Annotated in this window: 13 protein-coding genes and 3 pseudogenes; 3 read left to right on the top strand and 13 right to left on the bottom strand. The window is 53.7% G+C overall.

The window, feature by feature from the left end:
* Positions 1–13: 13 nt before the first annotated feature.
* The gene (locus V6N02_RS18205; protein ID WP_371227921.1) at positions 14–787 is read left to right on the top strand and encodes an IclR family transcriptional regulator; all 774 of its coding nucleotides are present in this window, start codon (positions 14–16) and stop codon (positions 785–787) included.
* 13 nt (positions 788–800) lie between these two features.
* Here V6N02_RS18205 and V6N02_RS18200 read toward each other — a convergent pair.
* The 3 genes and pseudogenes from V6N02_RS18200 to V6N02_RS18190 form a co-directional block, all read right to left on the bottom strand.
* Positions 801–1,561 (bottom strand): IS5 family transposase gene (locus tag V6N02_RS18200; protein WP_371227919.1). Its coding sequence is split into 2 segments (ribosomal slippage): positions 801–1,228 and positions 1,228–1,561, totalling 762 coding nucleotides; the frame shifts between segments, so codons are not numbered across the junction.
* 77 nt (positions 1,562–1,638) lie between these two features.
* A pseudogene (locus tag V6N02_RS18195) lies at positions 1,639–1,962 on the bottom strand (transposase); the annotation flags it as partial.
* A 101-nt stretch (positions 1,963–2,063) separates the two neighbouring features.
* Entirely contained in the window at positions 2,064–3,056 is a 993-nt protein-coding gene (locus V6N02_RS18190; protein ID WP_371227915.1) for an IS30 family transposase, read from the bottom strand.
* 280 nt (positions 3,057–3,336) lie between these two features.
* Here V6N02_RS18190 and V6N02_RS18185 point away from each other — a divergent pair, with 280 nt between their 5' ends.
* A complete protein-coding gene (locus tag V6N02_RS18185; protein ID WP_371227913.1) occupies positions 3,337–4,062 on the top strand; it encodes a 3-keto-5-aminohexanoate cleavage protein in 726 nt (241 codons plus the stop codon).
* Between the two features lie 544 nt (positions 4,063–4,606).
* On the opposite strand, the pseudogene V6N02_RS18180 reads toward V6N02_RS18185, so the two are convergent.
* The 10 genes and pseudogenes from V6N02_RS18180 to V6N02_RS18135 all read right to left on the bottom strand — a co-directional run.
* Positions 4,607–5,170, bottom strand: a pseudogene (locus V6N02_RS18180) (IS3 family transposase); the annotation flags it as partial.
* Positions 5,168–6,267 (bottom strand): annotated as a pseudogene (locus V6N02_RS18175) (IS3 family transposase); the annotation flags it as partial. The pseudogenes V6N02_RS18175 and V6N02_RS18180, both read right to left, overlap by 3 nt.
* A 235-nt stretch (positions 6,268–6,502) precedes the next feature.
* Positions 6,503–7,285: an ABC transporter permease gene (locus tag V6N02_RS18170; protein ID WP_371227911.1), complete on the bottom strand. Its 783-nt coding sequence runs from the start codon at positions 7,283–7,285 to the stop codon at positions 6,503–6,505.
* A gap of 3 nt (positions 7,286–7,288) precedes the next feature.
* On the bottom strand, positions 7,289–8,155 hold the full coding sequence (locus V6N02_RS18165) for an ABC transporter permease (protein WP_371227909.1): 867 nt from the start codon (positions 8,153–8,155) through the stop codon (positions 7,289–7,291).
* A 6-nt stretch (positions 8,156–8,161) separates the two neighbouring features.
* A complete protein-coding gene (locus tag V6N02_RS18160) occupies positions 8,162–9,256 on the bottom strand; it encodes an ABC transporter ATP-binding protein (protein WP_371227907.1) in 1,095 nt (364 codons plus the stop codon).
* A gap of 147 nt (positions 9,257–9,403) precedes the next feature.
* Entirely contained in the window at positions 9,404–11,773 is a 2,370-nt protein-coding gene (locus V6N02_RS18155; protein ID WP_371227905.1) for a xanthine dehydrogenase family protein molybdopterin-binding subunit, read from the bottom strand.
* Positions 11,774–11,836: 63 nt separating this feature from the next.
* Positions 11,837–12,313 (bottom strand): (2Fe-2S)-binding protein, encoded by a 477-nt coding sequence (locus tag V6N02_RS18150; protein ID WP_371227903.1) that lies wholly within the window; start codon positions 12,311–12,313, stop codon positions 11,837–11,839.
* The gene (locus V6N02_RS18145) at positions 12,310–13,191 is read right to left on the bottom strand and encodes an FAD binding domain-containing protein (protein WP_371227901.1); all 882 of its coding nucleotides are present in this window, start codon (positions 13,189–13,191) and stop codon (positions 12,310–12,312) included. The genes V6N02_RS18150 and V6N02_RS18145 overlap by 4 nt, the downstream gene beginning before the upstream one ends.
* Before the next feature lie 100 nt (positions 13,192–13,291).
* Positions 13,292–14,356, bottom strand: coding sequence for an ABC transporter substrate-binding protein (locus tag V6N02_RS18140; RefSeq protein ID WP_371227899.1), 1,065 nt, complete (start codon positions 14,354–14,356; stop codon positions 13,292–13,294).
* 253 nt (positions 14,357–14,609) lie between these two features.
* Entirely contained in the window at positions 14,610–15,515 is a 906-nt protein-coding gene (locus V6N02_RS18135; protein ID WP_371227897.1) for a LysR substrate-binding domain-containing protein, read from the bottom strand.
* A 102-nt stretch (positions 15,516–15,617) separates the two neighbouring features.
* On the opposite strand from V6N02_RS18135, the gene V6N02_RS18130 reads away from it, so the two are divergent.
* Positions 15,618–16,355 carry an adenine phosphoribosyltransferase gene (locus tag V6N02_RS18130; protein WP_371227895.1) on the top strand — a complete coding sequence of 246 codons (738 nt, stop codon included), beginning with the start codon at positions 15,618–15,620 and terminating at the stop codon, positions 16,353–16,355.
* Positions 16,356–16,519: the final 164 nt, after the last annotated feature.

Here is a 16,519-nt window from a genome sequence, read left to right as displayed (position 1 = left end):
AGGAAAGCAAAAAATGAGTTCCCTAAAGAAGGCAATCGATGTCCTATCCTGCTTCTCAACGGAGCTGCCGAATCTGTCTGTAACCGAGGTTGCGAAGCGAACAAGTCTGTCTAAAAGCGGCGCGTCGCGTCTGATGGTGCAAATGGCTGAACTGGGACTTCTGTATCGGGCTGAAAATGAACGTAAGTACGGGCCCGGGAGCCTTTTGTTGCAATTGGGGGCTGTCTTCGAGCAGAGAATGGAGCTGCTGCCAATTGTTGAGTCTGAGGTTGTGTCGGCCGTCAGGCTGACCGGGCGTACTGGATACATCGGAGCGCTCAATGGATCAGAGATCGTTGCGCTCAGAACAATCCAAGGGCGCGAGCAGGTGCGGTTTGTATTAGAGGCCGGTCAAAAACTTGCTGCACACAAGACTTCGCTGGGTAAAGCGTTATTGGCACGTCTCAGTAACGATGAGATCAGGCAACGGTACTCACAGGATCTTGGCGCGCCTGTGTCTCATGCTCCGACCAGTTTTTCGGAACTGTTTGATGAGCTTGATCAAGTGCGCGTGTCGCTGGTGGCAGAAGCTGAAGTGGCGACGATACCAGGTGCAAGGGGCATCGGTGCGGCAGTCGGCGACTCTTCAAACAACGAAAGCGCTACTATTGGATTCAGCCTTTCCTATCTTGAGGACGGTGCCTCAAGTCGAACACGCTTTGAGACTCAATCCTACACAAAGCGTATAGCAAGAAACGTCGCCAAGATTTCAGGTGACCCAATTTGGTCGGTTATCAAATCCGCATAGTTAGGGTCAGGACTCATTGATTGAGCCAGAATATGACGGTTGCGGCGATGCAGATTGCGCTGAAGAAGGTGTGGGCGCATCTGTCGTAGCGGCTTGAGATGCGTCGCCAATCCTTGAGTTTGGCGAACATGTTCTCAACCTTGTGGCGCTGCTTATACAAGGATTTGCAGTAGGTTGCGGGCGCCCGGCGCTTTGCTCTGGGCGGGATGCAAGGTGTGATGCCCCGCCCGGATAGCGCCTCGCGGAACGCGTCGCTGTCGTACCCCTTGTCAGCGATTAGCGTGTCGGCGTTCGGCAGCACCGGATAGATCATCGCCGCGCCTTTATGATCGCTCATCTGGCCTTCGGTAAGCAGGAAGATGATCGGCCGCCCGATACCGTCGCAGACCGCGTGCAGCTTGGAGTTCAGCCCGCCCTTGGTGCGCCCGATGCGGCGGGGAACATCCCCCCTTTAAGCAGACTGGCGGCAGTCCGGTGGGCTTTGAGATGGGTGCTGTCGATCATCAGCCGGTCGGGCGGGCCCTCTTCGGCGGCCAGGTTGGCGAAGATGCGGTCGAAGACACCCATGCGTGACCAGCGAACGAACCTGTTGTATAAGGTCTTGTGTGGCCCGTAGACCTCGGGAGCATCCCGCCACCGAAGGCCGTTGCGGATCACGTGAATGATGCCGCTCACAACGCGACGGTCATCCACACGAGGCACGCCATGCGACAGCGGAAAATGGGGTTCGATGCGCTTGAGCTGGGCTTTGGTGAGCCAGAATTGATCCGACATGGGCAGGTCCTCCTGCACAGCTTGAATCACGCTTCAAACCCGAGCGGAATCCCGAAAATTAATGGGTACTGACCCTAGATCATTCGATTGCCGATCTGCTCGGGCGTCCAACCTTCCTTGATCTGCGCAACCACGGTCTTGCGTAGGTCGGGATGCCTGATCAGCTTTCGCTGCACGGATCTGCGTTTGTCCGTCTGCAATTGAGCAGCATGGCCGAAGTAGCCTGCATATTTCTTGGGGAAGGCATCATCGGCCCAGAAATTGCGCTTAATCTCTCGAAAGATCGTCGACTTGTGGCGGTTCAAGACACGTGCCATCTCTCTGACGGGCACTTTTGCGTGCCACCATTTCTCGATTTTTCGACGCTCAGACAACGATAGTTGCGAATACACGGCTCCCATGCGATGATCTCCTATTAGATAACTCATTGTTTTCTAATAGGAGTCGCACTTCAGGGTAGCGCTCTCCCGTGATGGCTCAAGGGTCGTTGCGACGGTTTCCGCTATCTCAGTTTCGTCATCTCTTCTCTGAATGCTTCGGTTGGTGTTCGCCATCCCAGACACTTTCTGGGCGTTCCGTTCAGGCGGTCGCAGATCGCCTTCATATTGCGATTTGAGAGCGCCGCGAGCTGTGTGTCTCGGGGGAGATATCGACGTGCGCGTTTGTTCAGGTTCTCGACCGAGCCTTTCTGCCAGGGTGCTTGCGGATCGCGGAACCAGCTTTCCGTTCCGATGCCGACCTTTAACTTGCGCCACGCGCGGAACTCAAATCCACGGTCGAACGTGATCGACTTGCGGGCTGGCTGGGGCAGGGGGTCCATGACGTCCATCAGCTTGTTCATGAGGTGCGTGGAGCTGCGGTCATTGTTACGGAACAGAACAGCAAACCGGGTTTTGCGTTCCACCAGCGAGGCGACATTCATCGTGCCCTGAGAACGCTCAAAGATCATCAGATCGCCTTCCCATTCGCCAAACGTCTCGCGGGTCTTCACATAGTCAGGGCGTTCATGGATGGACCGATCCGGCGGAAATACCTGGCCACGTGGGCGTCTGGCATAGCGCGGCCTGCGTTTCTTGCGACGGCTGGGTAAATGGCGGGCCAGTTGTTCTGATTGGCCTTCGGCGCTGTAGACATAGGCATAGATCGTCTCATGGCTGACGCGCACAGGCTGGTCGTCATATCCGAGGCGGCCGGCAATCTGTTCCGGTGTCCAGCCAATCTTCAATTGAGCGATGACATGAGAACGCAGATCATCCAGGCGGATCAACTTGCGCCTTCGTGCACGCCGATCTGATGCGTATCTCTGAGCATTCATTCCGTAGTAGCCGCTCAGGTACGGCAGTTCCTCATCGGTGAAATAGTTCCGCTTGATCTCGCGATAGACGGTCGAGCGATGCCTGCCGATCTCGGCTGCGATCTCGCTCACCGGCATCTTCGCATTCAACATATCCTCGATTGCGCGTCGTTCACGCAAATCCAGCTCTGTGTGGGCCATGTCCGTTCTCCTTGCTTTTCAGCAAGATAGGGAATTTGTCGCAACCCAGTTTAGAATGTGTGTCGGATCACTTAATTGCTGAGACTGTGGCTACAATAAAATCGGCTACTTAGGATTTTGAATTTCTGAGATTCAGGACCCCATGATTTTCGACCTGAATTATTGGGAAGCTGCCATTCGTTTGACGCACAGAGAAAGCCCGGTTCGAGCCCTCTTTGACAAATGCTTCGCATCGCACGAAAGTCCGCAATGACAGGTTAAGAAGAGGCAGGCCAACCAGATGATTGTTCAAGCGTGCATTAACGGAGCCCGGCCTGAGGGCTACCACCAGTCTCTTCCTTTGACGACCGACGCGATGATAGCTGATGCTGAAGTATGCATTTCTTCTGGAGCAGGGGAACTGCATATCCACCCTCGCGACCCGGACAGAAATGAAAGCCTCGCCCATGTGGATGAGCTTGTGCGTGGCATCCGAAGCGCCTGCCCAGGCACGCTGGTTGGTGTATCAACTGGGGCATGGATCGAGAATGACATTGCTCTGACTAGGCAGCGTATCCAAGCTTGGTCTGTCCTACCGGACTACGCATCGGTCAACCTGTCGGAAACGGATGCGCCGGAGATTTTCTCGATACTTGAAGCGAAAGGCGTTGGTATCGAAGCGGGCATCGCTACAGTTCAAGACGCAAAGCGTTTCGTGTCGCTGCCGCAACGTGACGGGGTCTTTCGTGTCCTATTTGAAATTGAAGGGCAGGACATCGAACGGGCTAAAGAGACGCTACATGGTATCGAGGCTGTCTTGAATGAAGCCGGGGTACAGCGCCCCATACTTCTGCATGGATTTGATTCAACGGTATGGCATTTCGTGCGCAAGGCGCGGATCAGGCGATGGTCTACACGCGTAGGACTTGAGGACGGGAATAGACTTGAAGATCAGTCCATGGCCGCGTCAAACGCAGAACTTGTTGCTGAGGCAGTAGCTCTCTTTCGTCGGCAGAACTTTACATAGCAGACCTTTAAGCCCGAAAAGCTCGACCAGTGGCAACCAGGCGGGGAGGAACAAGGCGAGGGTAGTAATAAGCAGGCCCATGACAAGAATAATTGCGAGGGTCAGGGATACGGCGGCAATGATAGGGGGCGCGTCTATTTCAAGGGGTTCCGAGTAACCGAATGTAGTTGCGATATAGCAGATCAACATAAGGAAGCCGCAGCCGAGTAAGAAGCGGCGATATTGGCGGAACAGGCGAGAAAACATAAGAAAACCGTGTGTCAACAATAGGTCAAATTGAGTTTGTCTGGGTTTTGAGGCAGATGTTGGGTGCAAAGGTGGCATTTATCGTTCTGACTGTCAGAGAGCATAAGTCAGTGTTGGTGGCGGTTTGATCCAGTTTCGAACTATTCTAGTCAATCCAATGGTAGACATTGAGTCGCCAGCGGCGAAGTTGTATTCTTTGCCCCGGTTTCCGCCTATCTTGTGGTGCCGCATCACCTTGAAGTGGTCCCATTTTTTCGGACAGGTTTGCAGCGCTTCTAAGGTGTATCGGGTTTAGGTTTCATGCTGCTTTTTGCTCTTCCAAGCCAGCCCAATATGCGTCGTTCGGTGTTCTCCGATCAAGCGCGGAATGAGGCCGCTCGGTATTGTAGAATGTCATCCAGTTTTTGATGACGCGCCGGGCCTGGAAGCCATCACTGATCTCTTCGAGATAGACCGCCTCCTGCTTGAGCGAGCGCCAAAGTCGTTCGATGAAGATGTTGTCCATGCAGCGACCGCGCCCATCCATCGAGATGCGCACCCCGGCCTCGGTCAGCGTGGTGATCCAGGCCGATCCGGTGAACTGGCTGCCCTGGTCGGTGTTCATGATCTCGGGCGGGCCGAACCGGGCGATGGCGTCTTTCAACGCCTCGACACAGAAGTCCGCGTGCATCGTATTCGACAGCCGCCAGCTCAGAACCTTGCGCGACGCCCAATCCATGATTGCCACGAGATACAGGAAGCCATTCTTGACCGGCACGAAGGTGATGTCGGCACACCAGACCTGGTTGGGCCGGTCGATCACCATCCTCCTCAGAAGATACGGATAAACCGGGTGATGTGGATGCGGCTGGCTCGTCCTCGGGATGATGGTTTCCGGTGCCGGTGGGCGATAGCCCAAAGCACTGTGGGGTCGTTTGGTGTTGTAGTGTTTCCTCCATTTTTCGATGATGGTCTGGGCTTCGCACAGCGAGTAGAAGACCTCGCCGTTGAGCAGCTCGTCGCGGAGCCTCGCGTTGAAGCTTTCGCAGTATCCGTTCTCCCAAGGTGATCCTGGCTCGATGTAAGCGGTCTTTGCACCGACAGCTGCAATCCAGTTCCTGACCGCCTCGGCAATAAACTCCGGGCCATTGTCAGAGCGAATGTAGGCGGGAACACCGCGCAGGATGAACAAGTCTGTCAGCGCGTCGATGACTTCGGTCGAGTTCAGCTTCCGTTTCACCCGGATCGCCAAACATTCCCGGCTGTGCTCGTCGAGGATGTTCAGGGTCCGGAATGCCTTCCCGTCATCTGTCCTGTGATGCACGAAGTCATATGACCAGACATGGTTGCGATACTCTGGTCGGAGCCGAACACATGACCCGTCATTGAGCCAGAGCCGTCCTTTCTTCGGTTGTTTCATTGGGACCTTCAGCCCCTCTCGTCTCCACAGACGTTCGACGCGCTTGTCGTTCACCTGCCAACCTGCATCCCTCAGCAGAGCGGCGATCCGGCGATAACCGTAGCGTCCATACTGGCGGGTCAGCTCGATCATGTCGGCCACCAGACGCGCCTCATCTGCACGCCCCACTGGCAACCGTCTCTGAGTGGACCGGTGTTGACCCAAGACCCGGCACACCCGTCGCTCAGACAACCGCATTGAGCTGCGAATGTGATCGACACAGGCCCTGCGACGAGAGGGGCTCAGAAGTTTCCCCGTGCGGCTTCCGACAGGATGAGCTTATCGAGCGTTAGGTCCGACACCGCTCTGCGCAACCGATCATTCTCCTTCTGAAGACGTTTGAGCTCCTTCAGTTGGTCCGTCCCCATGCCTCCGTATTGCTTGCGCCAACGATAGAATGTCTGTTCGGTTATCTGCACCTGACGGATTGCATCGGTGCGCGGCATTCCCTGACCGCACAACACCTCAACCTGCCGCAACTTCGTGACAATCTCTTCCGGCTTGTGTCGTTTGATTCCCATCTGTGATCCTCCGTTTCCTAACTATAGGGGCGGACCGATTCAAAGGGGGAGGATCATGATGACTGACAATTTTCTATTCCTACATGATCGAAAACTTAGTAGGGTTTTGAGCTGATCTGATGTCCGCTTCATGAACTTACACATCGCGGCTGCAACCAAATCAAAGCGATGAATGTTTCGCTTCAAAGCGTGCAGTTTTCCGTCTGTCAAAGTCGGGTTGTTCCGCCTATGCTCGTCATCTTGGCGAAGTTCTGGAGCGGTTTAGCATCAAAACAGATGTAACCAACAGAACCACAGAAACCGCAATGATCACCGATCCTATGGCGTTCAATTCTGGCGTAATCCCTCGACGCATGACCGAGTACATATACATTGGCAGCGTGTTGTCGCGCCCCGTCAGGAAGAAGGTAATCGGGATCTCGTCAAACGAGAGGGTAAACACTAACAACGCGCTGCCAATGATCGCTGTTTTGATATTGGGTAGAGTAACCAGAAAAAATGTCTCAAGCCCTCGCGCACCCAGATCAGCTGATGCCTCTTCCAGGCGTTCATTGAAGTTTTGCAGGCGCGAAAGGATTTGCGTGACCGTGATCGAAGTTAAGGCAACAGTATGACCCAAGATGATCGTGCCAAGGTTAAGACGGATTTCAAGCGAACTGAAAAAGCTCAGCAACGAAATACCTGTTATCACACCGGGCAGAGCGATGGGCAACAGGATGGTTCGATTGAAAATGCTTTTTCCCCGAAAATCCACGCGGTTAATCGCAAGGGCAGCCGGAATGCCAACTGCCAGAGACAATATCGTTGTCGAACCCGCCACGATCAAACTATTGGTCAAGGCATCAATAATCTGGGTGTTGGCAAAGGCCGACTTGTACCACCCCAGTGTAAATCCGGATAGCGGTAGCTTCATGATGGAATTGTCATTGAAGCTGTAGACCACGAGCACGATCACCGGTACGTAAAGAAACGCAAACATCAGCAAGGCAAACAGGCGCCAAATATTTCGGTTTAGCATGATTTACCCCTTCACCATTCCGCGTTTTTCAAGCCGGTCACCAATGTTCAGAACGATCAGGACCACAACCAGCATTGCCACCGATATGGCCGCGCCCAGCGGCCAGTTCAGTGCCGCTCCGAATTGCGTGGTCACAACATTGGCCACCATAGTACCATCCGTTCCACCCACCAGAATGGGTGTGATGAAATCCCCGAATGTCAGGCAGAAGGTCATGGTGCAGCCAGCCACAATACCTGAGATCGACAAAGGAAGTGTCACCTGAAGAAACGTTTGCCAGGCCGGATAGCCAAGGTCTTCGGAAGCTTCGATCAGATTGCGCGGTATCTTTTCCAAAACCGCATAGATCGGCATCGCCATGAAGGGGATGAGGATATAGACAAACGTCACGATCATCGATGTTTGGTTGTACAAAAAAACCTGGCTGGGCTCGTCGATAACTCCCAGATACATCAGCAGTGAATTCAGGATGCCGTCATTCCCAAGAATGATCTTCCAAATGTAGCCGCGCAACAGATAAGACACCCACAATGGCAGGATGAGCGCGAGATAAAGCAGCGACCGCAGGCGCGAAGACTTTATAACGAACACAAGATAATAGGTGATCGGGAAAGCAAACAGAAGTGACAGCAATGTGACTTTGACAGCGATCAGGAAGGTTCGCAGAAACACCTGATAATATTGCGGATCGGTAAACAGCAGTGCGTAGTTTCCAAACTGAAAATCCGGCTGAAATGTCGGGTAGGTCTTCAGGTAGAAACTGTAGCTGAACATGATCAGGTAGGGCACCACCAGCAAGGCCAACACAAAGATCAATGGACCTGATAAGACCGCATATCCGGCAGCTTTGTTTTTTCTCAGAAGGCTCATGGTGGCTTACCCAAATATCATTACGCTGTCGGCTCGAATGCCGACGCGCACATCGGCTTCATCGGTCTTCACGCCAGCATGTTCCATATTCGCATTCAGCTGGCTGTCTATCACGAGAGTCTGACGCTCGCCGATCGTCAGGTCATTCCGCACATAGCTGCCATGGAAGTAACTGTCCTCAATATGGCCGGATATGACGGACATCCCCGTCAAGTCTTCATTCTCGTGTAGGATTTTCAGCTTCTCGGGCCGCACGCACAATCGAACGCTCTGACCCACATTGAAACTTTTGCCATAAGTCATGGCGTCGACAACACCGGCAATGGTCTTCACAGTCGCGACGCCGTTCTTTATTGCAGCCACATCGCCATCAATGAAATTTGCAGTGCCGATAAAGTCGGCAACATATGGTGTCGCTGGGCGTTCATACAGGTCTACCGGCTTGGCAATTTGGGCGATACGTCCTTTGTCCATGATCACCACCCGGTCGGACATCACCATCGCTTCGGTCTGATCATGCGTGACCAGTATGAACGTCAGCCCAATCGTGTCATGCAGCTTTTTCAACTCAACCTGCATCGCTTCGCGCAATTTGGCATCCAATGCGGACAGTGGCTCGTCCAACAACAAAACCGTTGGGTTGCAAACCAACGCCCGCGCGAGAGCAATTCGCTGCTTCTGCCCGCCTGACAAGTTGTCGGGGTATTGTCCCGCCTTGTCTGGCAATTCGACCGTTTCCAAAGCCTCGATCGCGCGCTTCTCGCATTCATGCTTTGGAAGTCCCATACGTTTGAGCCCATACGAGATGTTTTTCAAAACCGTCATGTGTGGGAACAACGCATAGTCCTGAAACACCGTGTTGATCTTGCGCTTGTGCGGTGGCATTTGTGTAATGTCTTCCCCATCCAGAGAAATGCTGCCCACATCTGGGGCCTCAAATCCTGCAATCATCCTGAGGGTTGTCGTTTTCCCACACCCCGAAGCGCCAAGAAAGGTAACGAATTCACCTTTCTGCACATTCAGATCCATTTTATCAACCGCCACAATAGACCCGCCTCCGTAGGTTTTACGCAGGCCCTGAAGTTGCAAAATATCCGTCATGCGCAGAGTATCCCCATTGTCACAATCCCGTTTGGAATCGCTTTTTCGCTTTTGTGCAAGCCGCGCGTCAAAGCGCGTTAAAGGCTTTGGATAAGGCTAAGTGGCAATGGTACCCCAAAGCCTTACACCGTTGTTCATAAACCGCTTTTACGCCGAAGCCGCTTCTTTCTTTTTCAGGGCAGTAACGACAGCCTCAGGCGTCATCGGTACATCCACCCAAACGCCGATAGCGTTATAGACAGCTTGGCAAATGGCCGGAGCAGCTGCGGCCGCCGGGGATTCCCCAGCCCCCCGTGCCCCAAATGGACCAACCGGATCTTCGCTTTCGACAAAGAAAACCTCGGCATCAGGGGGGAAGTCGCCCGTCCGCAACAGTTTGTAATCCAGTAAGCCATCGTTCAGTACTCGGCCATCATTGGGATCGAATTCGATCCCTTCATAAAGTGCAAAGCCTGCACCACAGATTGCGCCGCCGATCACCTGGTTCTTCAGAACCTTAGGGTTCATCACGGTACCGCTGTCCTGACCGGCAAGATAGTCGACGATCTGAATCATCCCGGTTTCGATATCGACTTCGACCTCGCAGAACTGCGCGGCCCATTGACGGGCAAAGGCGATGGTGGGGGGCATTGCGGTATCCGGACGCCCGGTAATAACCGTCGTTTGAGCAAGTGAATCCGAGCACAGCTCGTTCATCATTTCTTCGAGCGAAACCCGGCGGTTGTCTTCGGGGCGGGTCTTTAGGCAGATCATCGCGTCCTCAATCGTCAGTTCTTCGGGATCGATATTGTCAAAGAACTCACGCGATGCGATTTTCAAAACCTGTCGCTTGGCATCCTTGGCGGCCTCGCGTGTCGCCCAGCCGACACGGAACATGGTTGTTGAAGCAGATGAGCCCGAAGCGAAAGGAACCGCAGCGGTGTCACCGGTTTCGATGTTCACCATGTCCATTGGAACACCAAATTCTTCGGCGGCAACCTGGCTCAACGTGGTCTCGCTGCCCTGCCCCTGCCGACCACAGGCAGAAAAGACATTGATCGAACCGTCAAGGTTCACGCGAACAACCGAACTTACGTTGCCACCAAATTCCACACCGCAACAATGCGCCCCTGTGCCAACACCTACACCGCGGCGTTTGCTCCCTTCAGAGCTGGAAGGAACACCCCAACCTTTGAAACGCTCTTTCCAGCGGAACTTTTCAGCGCCCTGACGCAACAAAGCTTCTGTGTCGCCAGAGGACAGGTGGAACATTTCCGGCCATCCCTCTTTCTGGGTATCGGTCAGACCTTCTACATAATCTGTCATCGACCCTTTCATGTGCTGGCGCGGTTCCTGCATCCGCAGGGATTGGCCCGCCTTGATCTGGTTTTTGATCCGGAACTCGACCGGATCGTGATCCACAGCAATCGCTGCCATATCAGCAGCACGTTCCACGGCAAGGCCCATTGTGATGTCGCCAACAGCCCGCATGCAGCCGGACGTCACCAGATTGGTACTGGCCCCGCGCACACCATATCGACCATTCTTGGCGCCGCCCCAAAGATCACAGCAAAAGAAGTACACATCTGTTTTGAAGCCATAGGCCCCGTTATCCATCAGGTGGTCGAACTTCGCCATTGTCAGGGTGCCGTCTTTTTTAACACCCATCTTGCCTTTGGTGATTTCGATATGGCGGCGTTTTACGGCGCCCATACACTCTTCGCTGGTCAGTTCAATCTTCACTGGCTTGCGGATTTTCTGGGCCAACAAGGCCGTTACCATCATGAAGTTATTTGACCACCACAGGCCAAAGGATGCCCCCGAGGGCAGCGCTACGACACGGACGTTGGCCATCGGAATGCCAAAGGCTTGATGAATGCCCATTTGCAGTTCGGACGGTGTTTGAGACGAGGTCCACATATTGACCTTGTCACCATCCCAATCGCAGATGCAGGCATTGCGACCGATCCCGGCATAGTTTTGCGCCTTAAAGCGCATCTCAATCTCGACAACCTCATCGGCATCGCCTTCGCCCTCTGACGTGTCACCCCAGATGACGGAATACTCGTCGCGAACATTGCCTTCTTCACGCACCTGAGGTGCGTCATCCAGAAGAGCCTTTTCGACGTCGAGTACAGCTGGAAGCAATTCGTATTCTACCTCAATCAGCTCAAGCGCCTGATCAGCAATTTCCACTGATGTCGCAGCGATCGCGCCAATCTCATCACCGACAAAGCGGGCAATGCCATCAAGTACTTTTCCCCGGTAGTTGTCCCAGACACCCACCCAGTTCAGATCGGGGGCATCTTCGTGCGTAACAACCCCCAGAACGCCCGGCAAAGCCAGCGCTTTGGATGCGTCCACTTTCTTGACGCGTGCATGTGGAACGGTGCTGCGGATGATTTTACCGTGCACCATCCTTGGCAGCTCGAAATCGACGCCAAACTCCAGTTCGCCGGTCACTTTGTCCTTGGCATCAAGCACCGGAATGCCTTTGCCGACGATCTTGAACTTCTTAGGTGAGCGAATTTGGCCCATGTTTTCCTCCAAACTGTCGTTCCGGGTCAGGCCCGGCCCCAAGCGCCTGTGCGCCAGGTGTGGTTATCCGTTTTTTCGCGCCTTTATTTTTTCGGCGGCATTCAACACAGCATTCACTATGTAGGGGTGCGCCCCGCAGCGGCAGATATTCCCGCTCATGGCGATGGCGGCTTCGCCCTGTGTCGGTTCGGGGTTTTCCTCCAGGAACTTTTTGGCCGCGATAACAAAACCCGGTGTGCAAAAACCGCACTGAAACCCTTGTTCTTCGATAAAGGCTTCCTGAACCGGATCAAGATTATCCCGGGAGCCCAGGCCTTCGATGGTCGTGATTTCGCGCCCGACCGCCTGACTGCCCAACACAAGGCAAGATGTGACCGGCTCGCCATCCATAAGGACTGTGCATGATCCACATTCGCCCTCGCCGCAGGAAACTTTAACACCGTGCAGGCCAAGCTCATCGCGCAACACGTCGGACAGTGATTTGTGCGGTTTGATGTCAACCGGATAGGACTGACCATTTACATTAAGAATCTGGGTCATGATTTGCCTTTCAGATTGGCCACACATTTTTGGATGCCTCGCGCGGTGAGCACAGCAGTCATATCAGTGCGGTATGTATCACTGGCGCGAATGTCCGAAATTGCCCGAGCCGATTTAGCGGCCTGTTCACCCGCTTGTTTTGCCAGCCCATTCACGGCGTGATCAAGCGTAGCGCCAGACAAAACGCCCTCGGCACCGGAGACTCGCAGCACGCTGGGTGCAACCGCACCGAGCGCCACACCTGCGCGGTCGATATTGCCGTCGTCGTCCAGGCGCAGACAGACAGCCGAGCTTACAAGTGCGATATCAACGACTGTGCGCGCAACACGATTATAGGATGCAGCGATGCGGCCAGTACTGTTCTGAATGCGAATTTCCGTTAACAACTCATCAGCGGCCAAAGCCGTCTTGTTCACACCCTCATGGAAATCCTCAAGCGGCATCGTGCGTTCGCCGTTCAAGCCAACAATCACGGCCTCTGCTCCCAGGGCTGTCAGCGGTGGCGAAAGATCGGCAGAGGGAGAGGCGTGGCACATATTGCCACCAACCGTTGCAATGGTGCGGGTCTGCTTTGTGCACATCATCCGGGCTGTTTCACCCAGTGCTTCGCTTGCAGGGTTCGTTGCAGATGCCCGGTCAAGATCATCAAGTGTGGCCATTGCCCCGATCCGGAAAACTCCGGCGTCTTCGGAGATAAACCGCAACTCGTCGATATGGGTGAGGTCAATACAATAGTCGATATCAAGCATCTTGCGCTTGAAATGCAGCAACATGTCGGTGCCGCCAGCCCATACTCGGGCGCGGTCTTTGTGCGCTGCCTTCATCTCTATGGCCTCGCGGATGCTTGCAGGGCGTAAATATTCGAAGGTGCGGGTCACGCTTTTCTCCCTGTTTGTCTATCATCAGGAGGCCGGGATTGCCGACTCCTGATGATCTGTTCTGTACTGGCCACTGCTTGGTGGCCCGAAAACTCTTGTCTTAGTTGGCAGCTTTCACGCCATTCCAGGCGTTTGTGTACGGCTCCGTATTGGCCCCCAGGTTTTCCCAAACATTCAATTGCTGAAAATACGCTGGGTCATCCTGATGCGCCGCCGAAAACTCCTCGGGCGTCATGCATTCGCGTGCCGACGCTTCGTTCAAAAGCGAGTACCCAGTTACCCGGTAAACTCCGCATTGGCCTTCGGGTGAAATTGCGAAATTAATGTACTCGTAAGCGCAATCAACATTGGGTGAGTTTTTTACAATATTCCAAGAGTCCGCATAGGCACCTGCCCCTTCCTTGGGAAGGATTTCAACCACCGGGATCCCTTGTTCGGCAATCAGCGAAGACTGATACCCACCCCATGTGTTGGAAATCCAGACTTCGCCTTTGACGAACAGGTCAACCAATTCACCCGCTGTTGTCCAATATTTGCGAACCAGTGGTTTTTGCTCAATCATTTTTTCACGGGCCGCGGCCAGTTGATCGGCATCCATATTGTAGACATCTTCGACACCGTTCATACGCGCCGCCATATACAGCGCAGACCGATCATCCCAGATCGATATCTTACCCGCATATTTTTCGTCCCAGAACGCTTCGATTGAATCGATTTCTTCCAGGATCATATCTGTACGGTACATGATCGGAACCGAGCCCCAGATATAGGGAACACCGTAGACTTCGCCATTCTTGTTTATGGCCTTAGCTTCGCGAAACTGAGGGTAAATATCGTCCCAGCCTTCGATCCGTGACAAATCAATCGGGTCGATGAAACCAGCATCGACAAGGATACCGGTCGAATCGAGCGGCGCGGATGTCAGATCGTAGATGCTACCACCTGCGGCAAGCTTTGCGGCGTAGTCATCGCTGGTACCCACATAAGTGGCTGACACCTTGCATCCGGTCGCTTCTTCAAAAGGCGTGATGAAACTCGGGTCGGCGTATCCCTCCCAAACCAGCATATTAATTTCGCCAGCCAGCGCCGATGTTGCAGCAGTCTGAAAAATCAACGCGGTGGCGGCGGTGCAGCCCATCAACTTATTGATTCGATTCGTTGGCATCCCATTTCTCCCAATCGGTGTTTTTCTTTTCTCTTGTCGAAGAGATTAAGCTCAGCACGACACATTTTGATAATTAATTGCAAAAATGATTACATAACTAATGCTGATGTATTGGGTGAGTATCGAAACCACTCACCTCAGTGAACATATTTACCCCATTGATTTCAAATACTTTTGCCGCGGCTCCCCGGGGGCCGGCACAGCCAGCAGACGCACTTTCAGCGCTGTGCACCGTTTAAACAAAGGTTTGTTTTCAAGGTTTGGGCGGGTGTTCGGAGTGCGTAAAATATTTGTCGGCGTTCTCGTCCAAACATTGAATGAGCCGATTCGACAGCTCAATACCTGCCGCTGACATTTCGGGCAGCTTGTAGAACAATCCTATGCGTATCTTTTGCAACTTGGGAAAACCCATATCCTCGGAAAGGATGCGCAAATCCGGTGTCAGCGTGGCGTGTGTCAAAGCACTTACGCCCAATCCCTCACTGACCGCATGCAAAAGGCCAGAGATGTCAGGGCTGGTATACACCACGCGCCAGTCACGATTGATCATCCCAAGTGCCTCGGTCATCCTCATGCGGTATTCGCACCCTTTGGGATGGCAAACCAAGGGCACAGGGCTCCCATCTTTAGGCAATCGCTTTTTGGACGTTGCCCAAATCGGCTGATCTTCCCAAACCCGAACCAGATACTGTTGGCTTGCTGCACTGCTCAGCCCGATAATCAGGTCCAACTCTCCCCGGTGCAGGGATTCGAACAGCGCGCGTGACAAGCCGCAAACCACCTTCACATCGACGTTGGGATAGTCGTCAATGAATTGCGCAACTTCAGTCTGAAGCTTTGAAACGGCAAAGTCGGTGGGCAAGCCAATCCGCAGAATGCCCTGCTTATCCAAGCCCTGGAATCGTGCCACGGCCTCGTCATTCAAATGCAGGATCTGGCGCGCATATGCGGCCAGCGCATTTCCAGATTCTGTGAGCTTACGCGCGCGACCATCTTGTTCGAGCAACTTGATTTGCAACAATTCCTGCAACCGGTTCATTTGCAGGCTTATGGCCGGTTGCGAGCGGCCCAATGCCTCAGCTGCGCGTGTATACCCCCCCAGATCTATGACCGTGATAAAGGTTCTGAGCAGATCCGTTGGTATGTTGGTCGCGATCATGAATCATTTCTCCTGCTAATGTGGGTATTATATCTATAAATTTTACTAATCAAAATGGAACCCCTAACGTCGCATCAACGATGACGCCGCCGAGGGCAAACCATGCACAGAAACGATTTTCACGCCCAATTCGGGAACGCAGGACCAATTGTTCTGCCTGTGATCCATGTGATCGACACAGAGCAGACGAAACGCAATGTTCAGATCGCTCTCGATGGCGGTTGCCCCGGCGTTTACCTGATAAATCACGACTTTGAAAAAGAGAAACTGGTGCCCATTGTTCGGGCCATTCGTGGCCATTTTCCGGACGATTGGATCGGGGTGAACTTTCTTGCCGTCACAGGCAAAGAAGCCTTCCCCATCTTAGGGAAACTGCAGGACGAAGGTATTCGGGTGGACAGTTATTGGGCCGACGATGCCCGGATCGACGAACGCCGCGCCGAAGACGACCAGATTGAAGCGACTGAAATCAGCCGCATTCGCGCCGAGAGTGGATGGGATGGCCTCTATGTGGGCGGCACCGCATTCAAAAAACAACGCGACGTAGACCCGTCACAGCATGGATATTGCGCACGCCTGGCCTGTCAGCACATGGATGTGGTTCTGACCTCCGGTGTGGCCACCGGGCATGCCGCTGACCTTGGGAAAATCCAGGTGTTTCGCAAAAACTGCGGCGATACTGCTCTGGGTATCGCTTCTGGGATCACCCCCGAAAATGCAGGGGATTACGACGATGACGTCGACCTGTTCATGGTCGCGACCGGCATCAATTACGAGGACGATTTTTACAATATCGATCCCGCCCGCCTGAACAAACTTATGGAAATCACCAAACGATAGGGAGACCCAAAATGACCCACGATAAAGGCCCAAGAGATGATCGCTGGTACTTTGGTATCATGGCACCAAACACCAAGGGCGACAAATTTGCCTGGCTTGATCCGACCTCAATTTACATCAACGGCACTGCCTACCACGATCTACTGGATGACCTCTGCGCCGAG

It is taken from the genome of Roseovarius conchicola, assembly GCF_041403425.1.
GTDB classification, from domain to species: Bacteria; Pseudomonadota; Alphaproteobacteria; order Rhodobacterales; family Rhodobacteraceae; genus Roseovarius; species Roseovarius conchicola.
The sequence above is the reverse complement of the archived record's forward strand: the minus strand, read 5'-3'. Positions and strand labels throughout refer to the sequence as shown.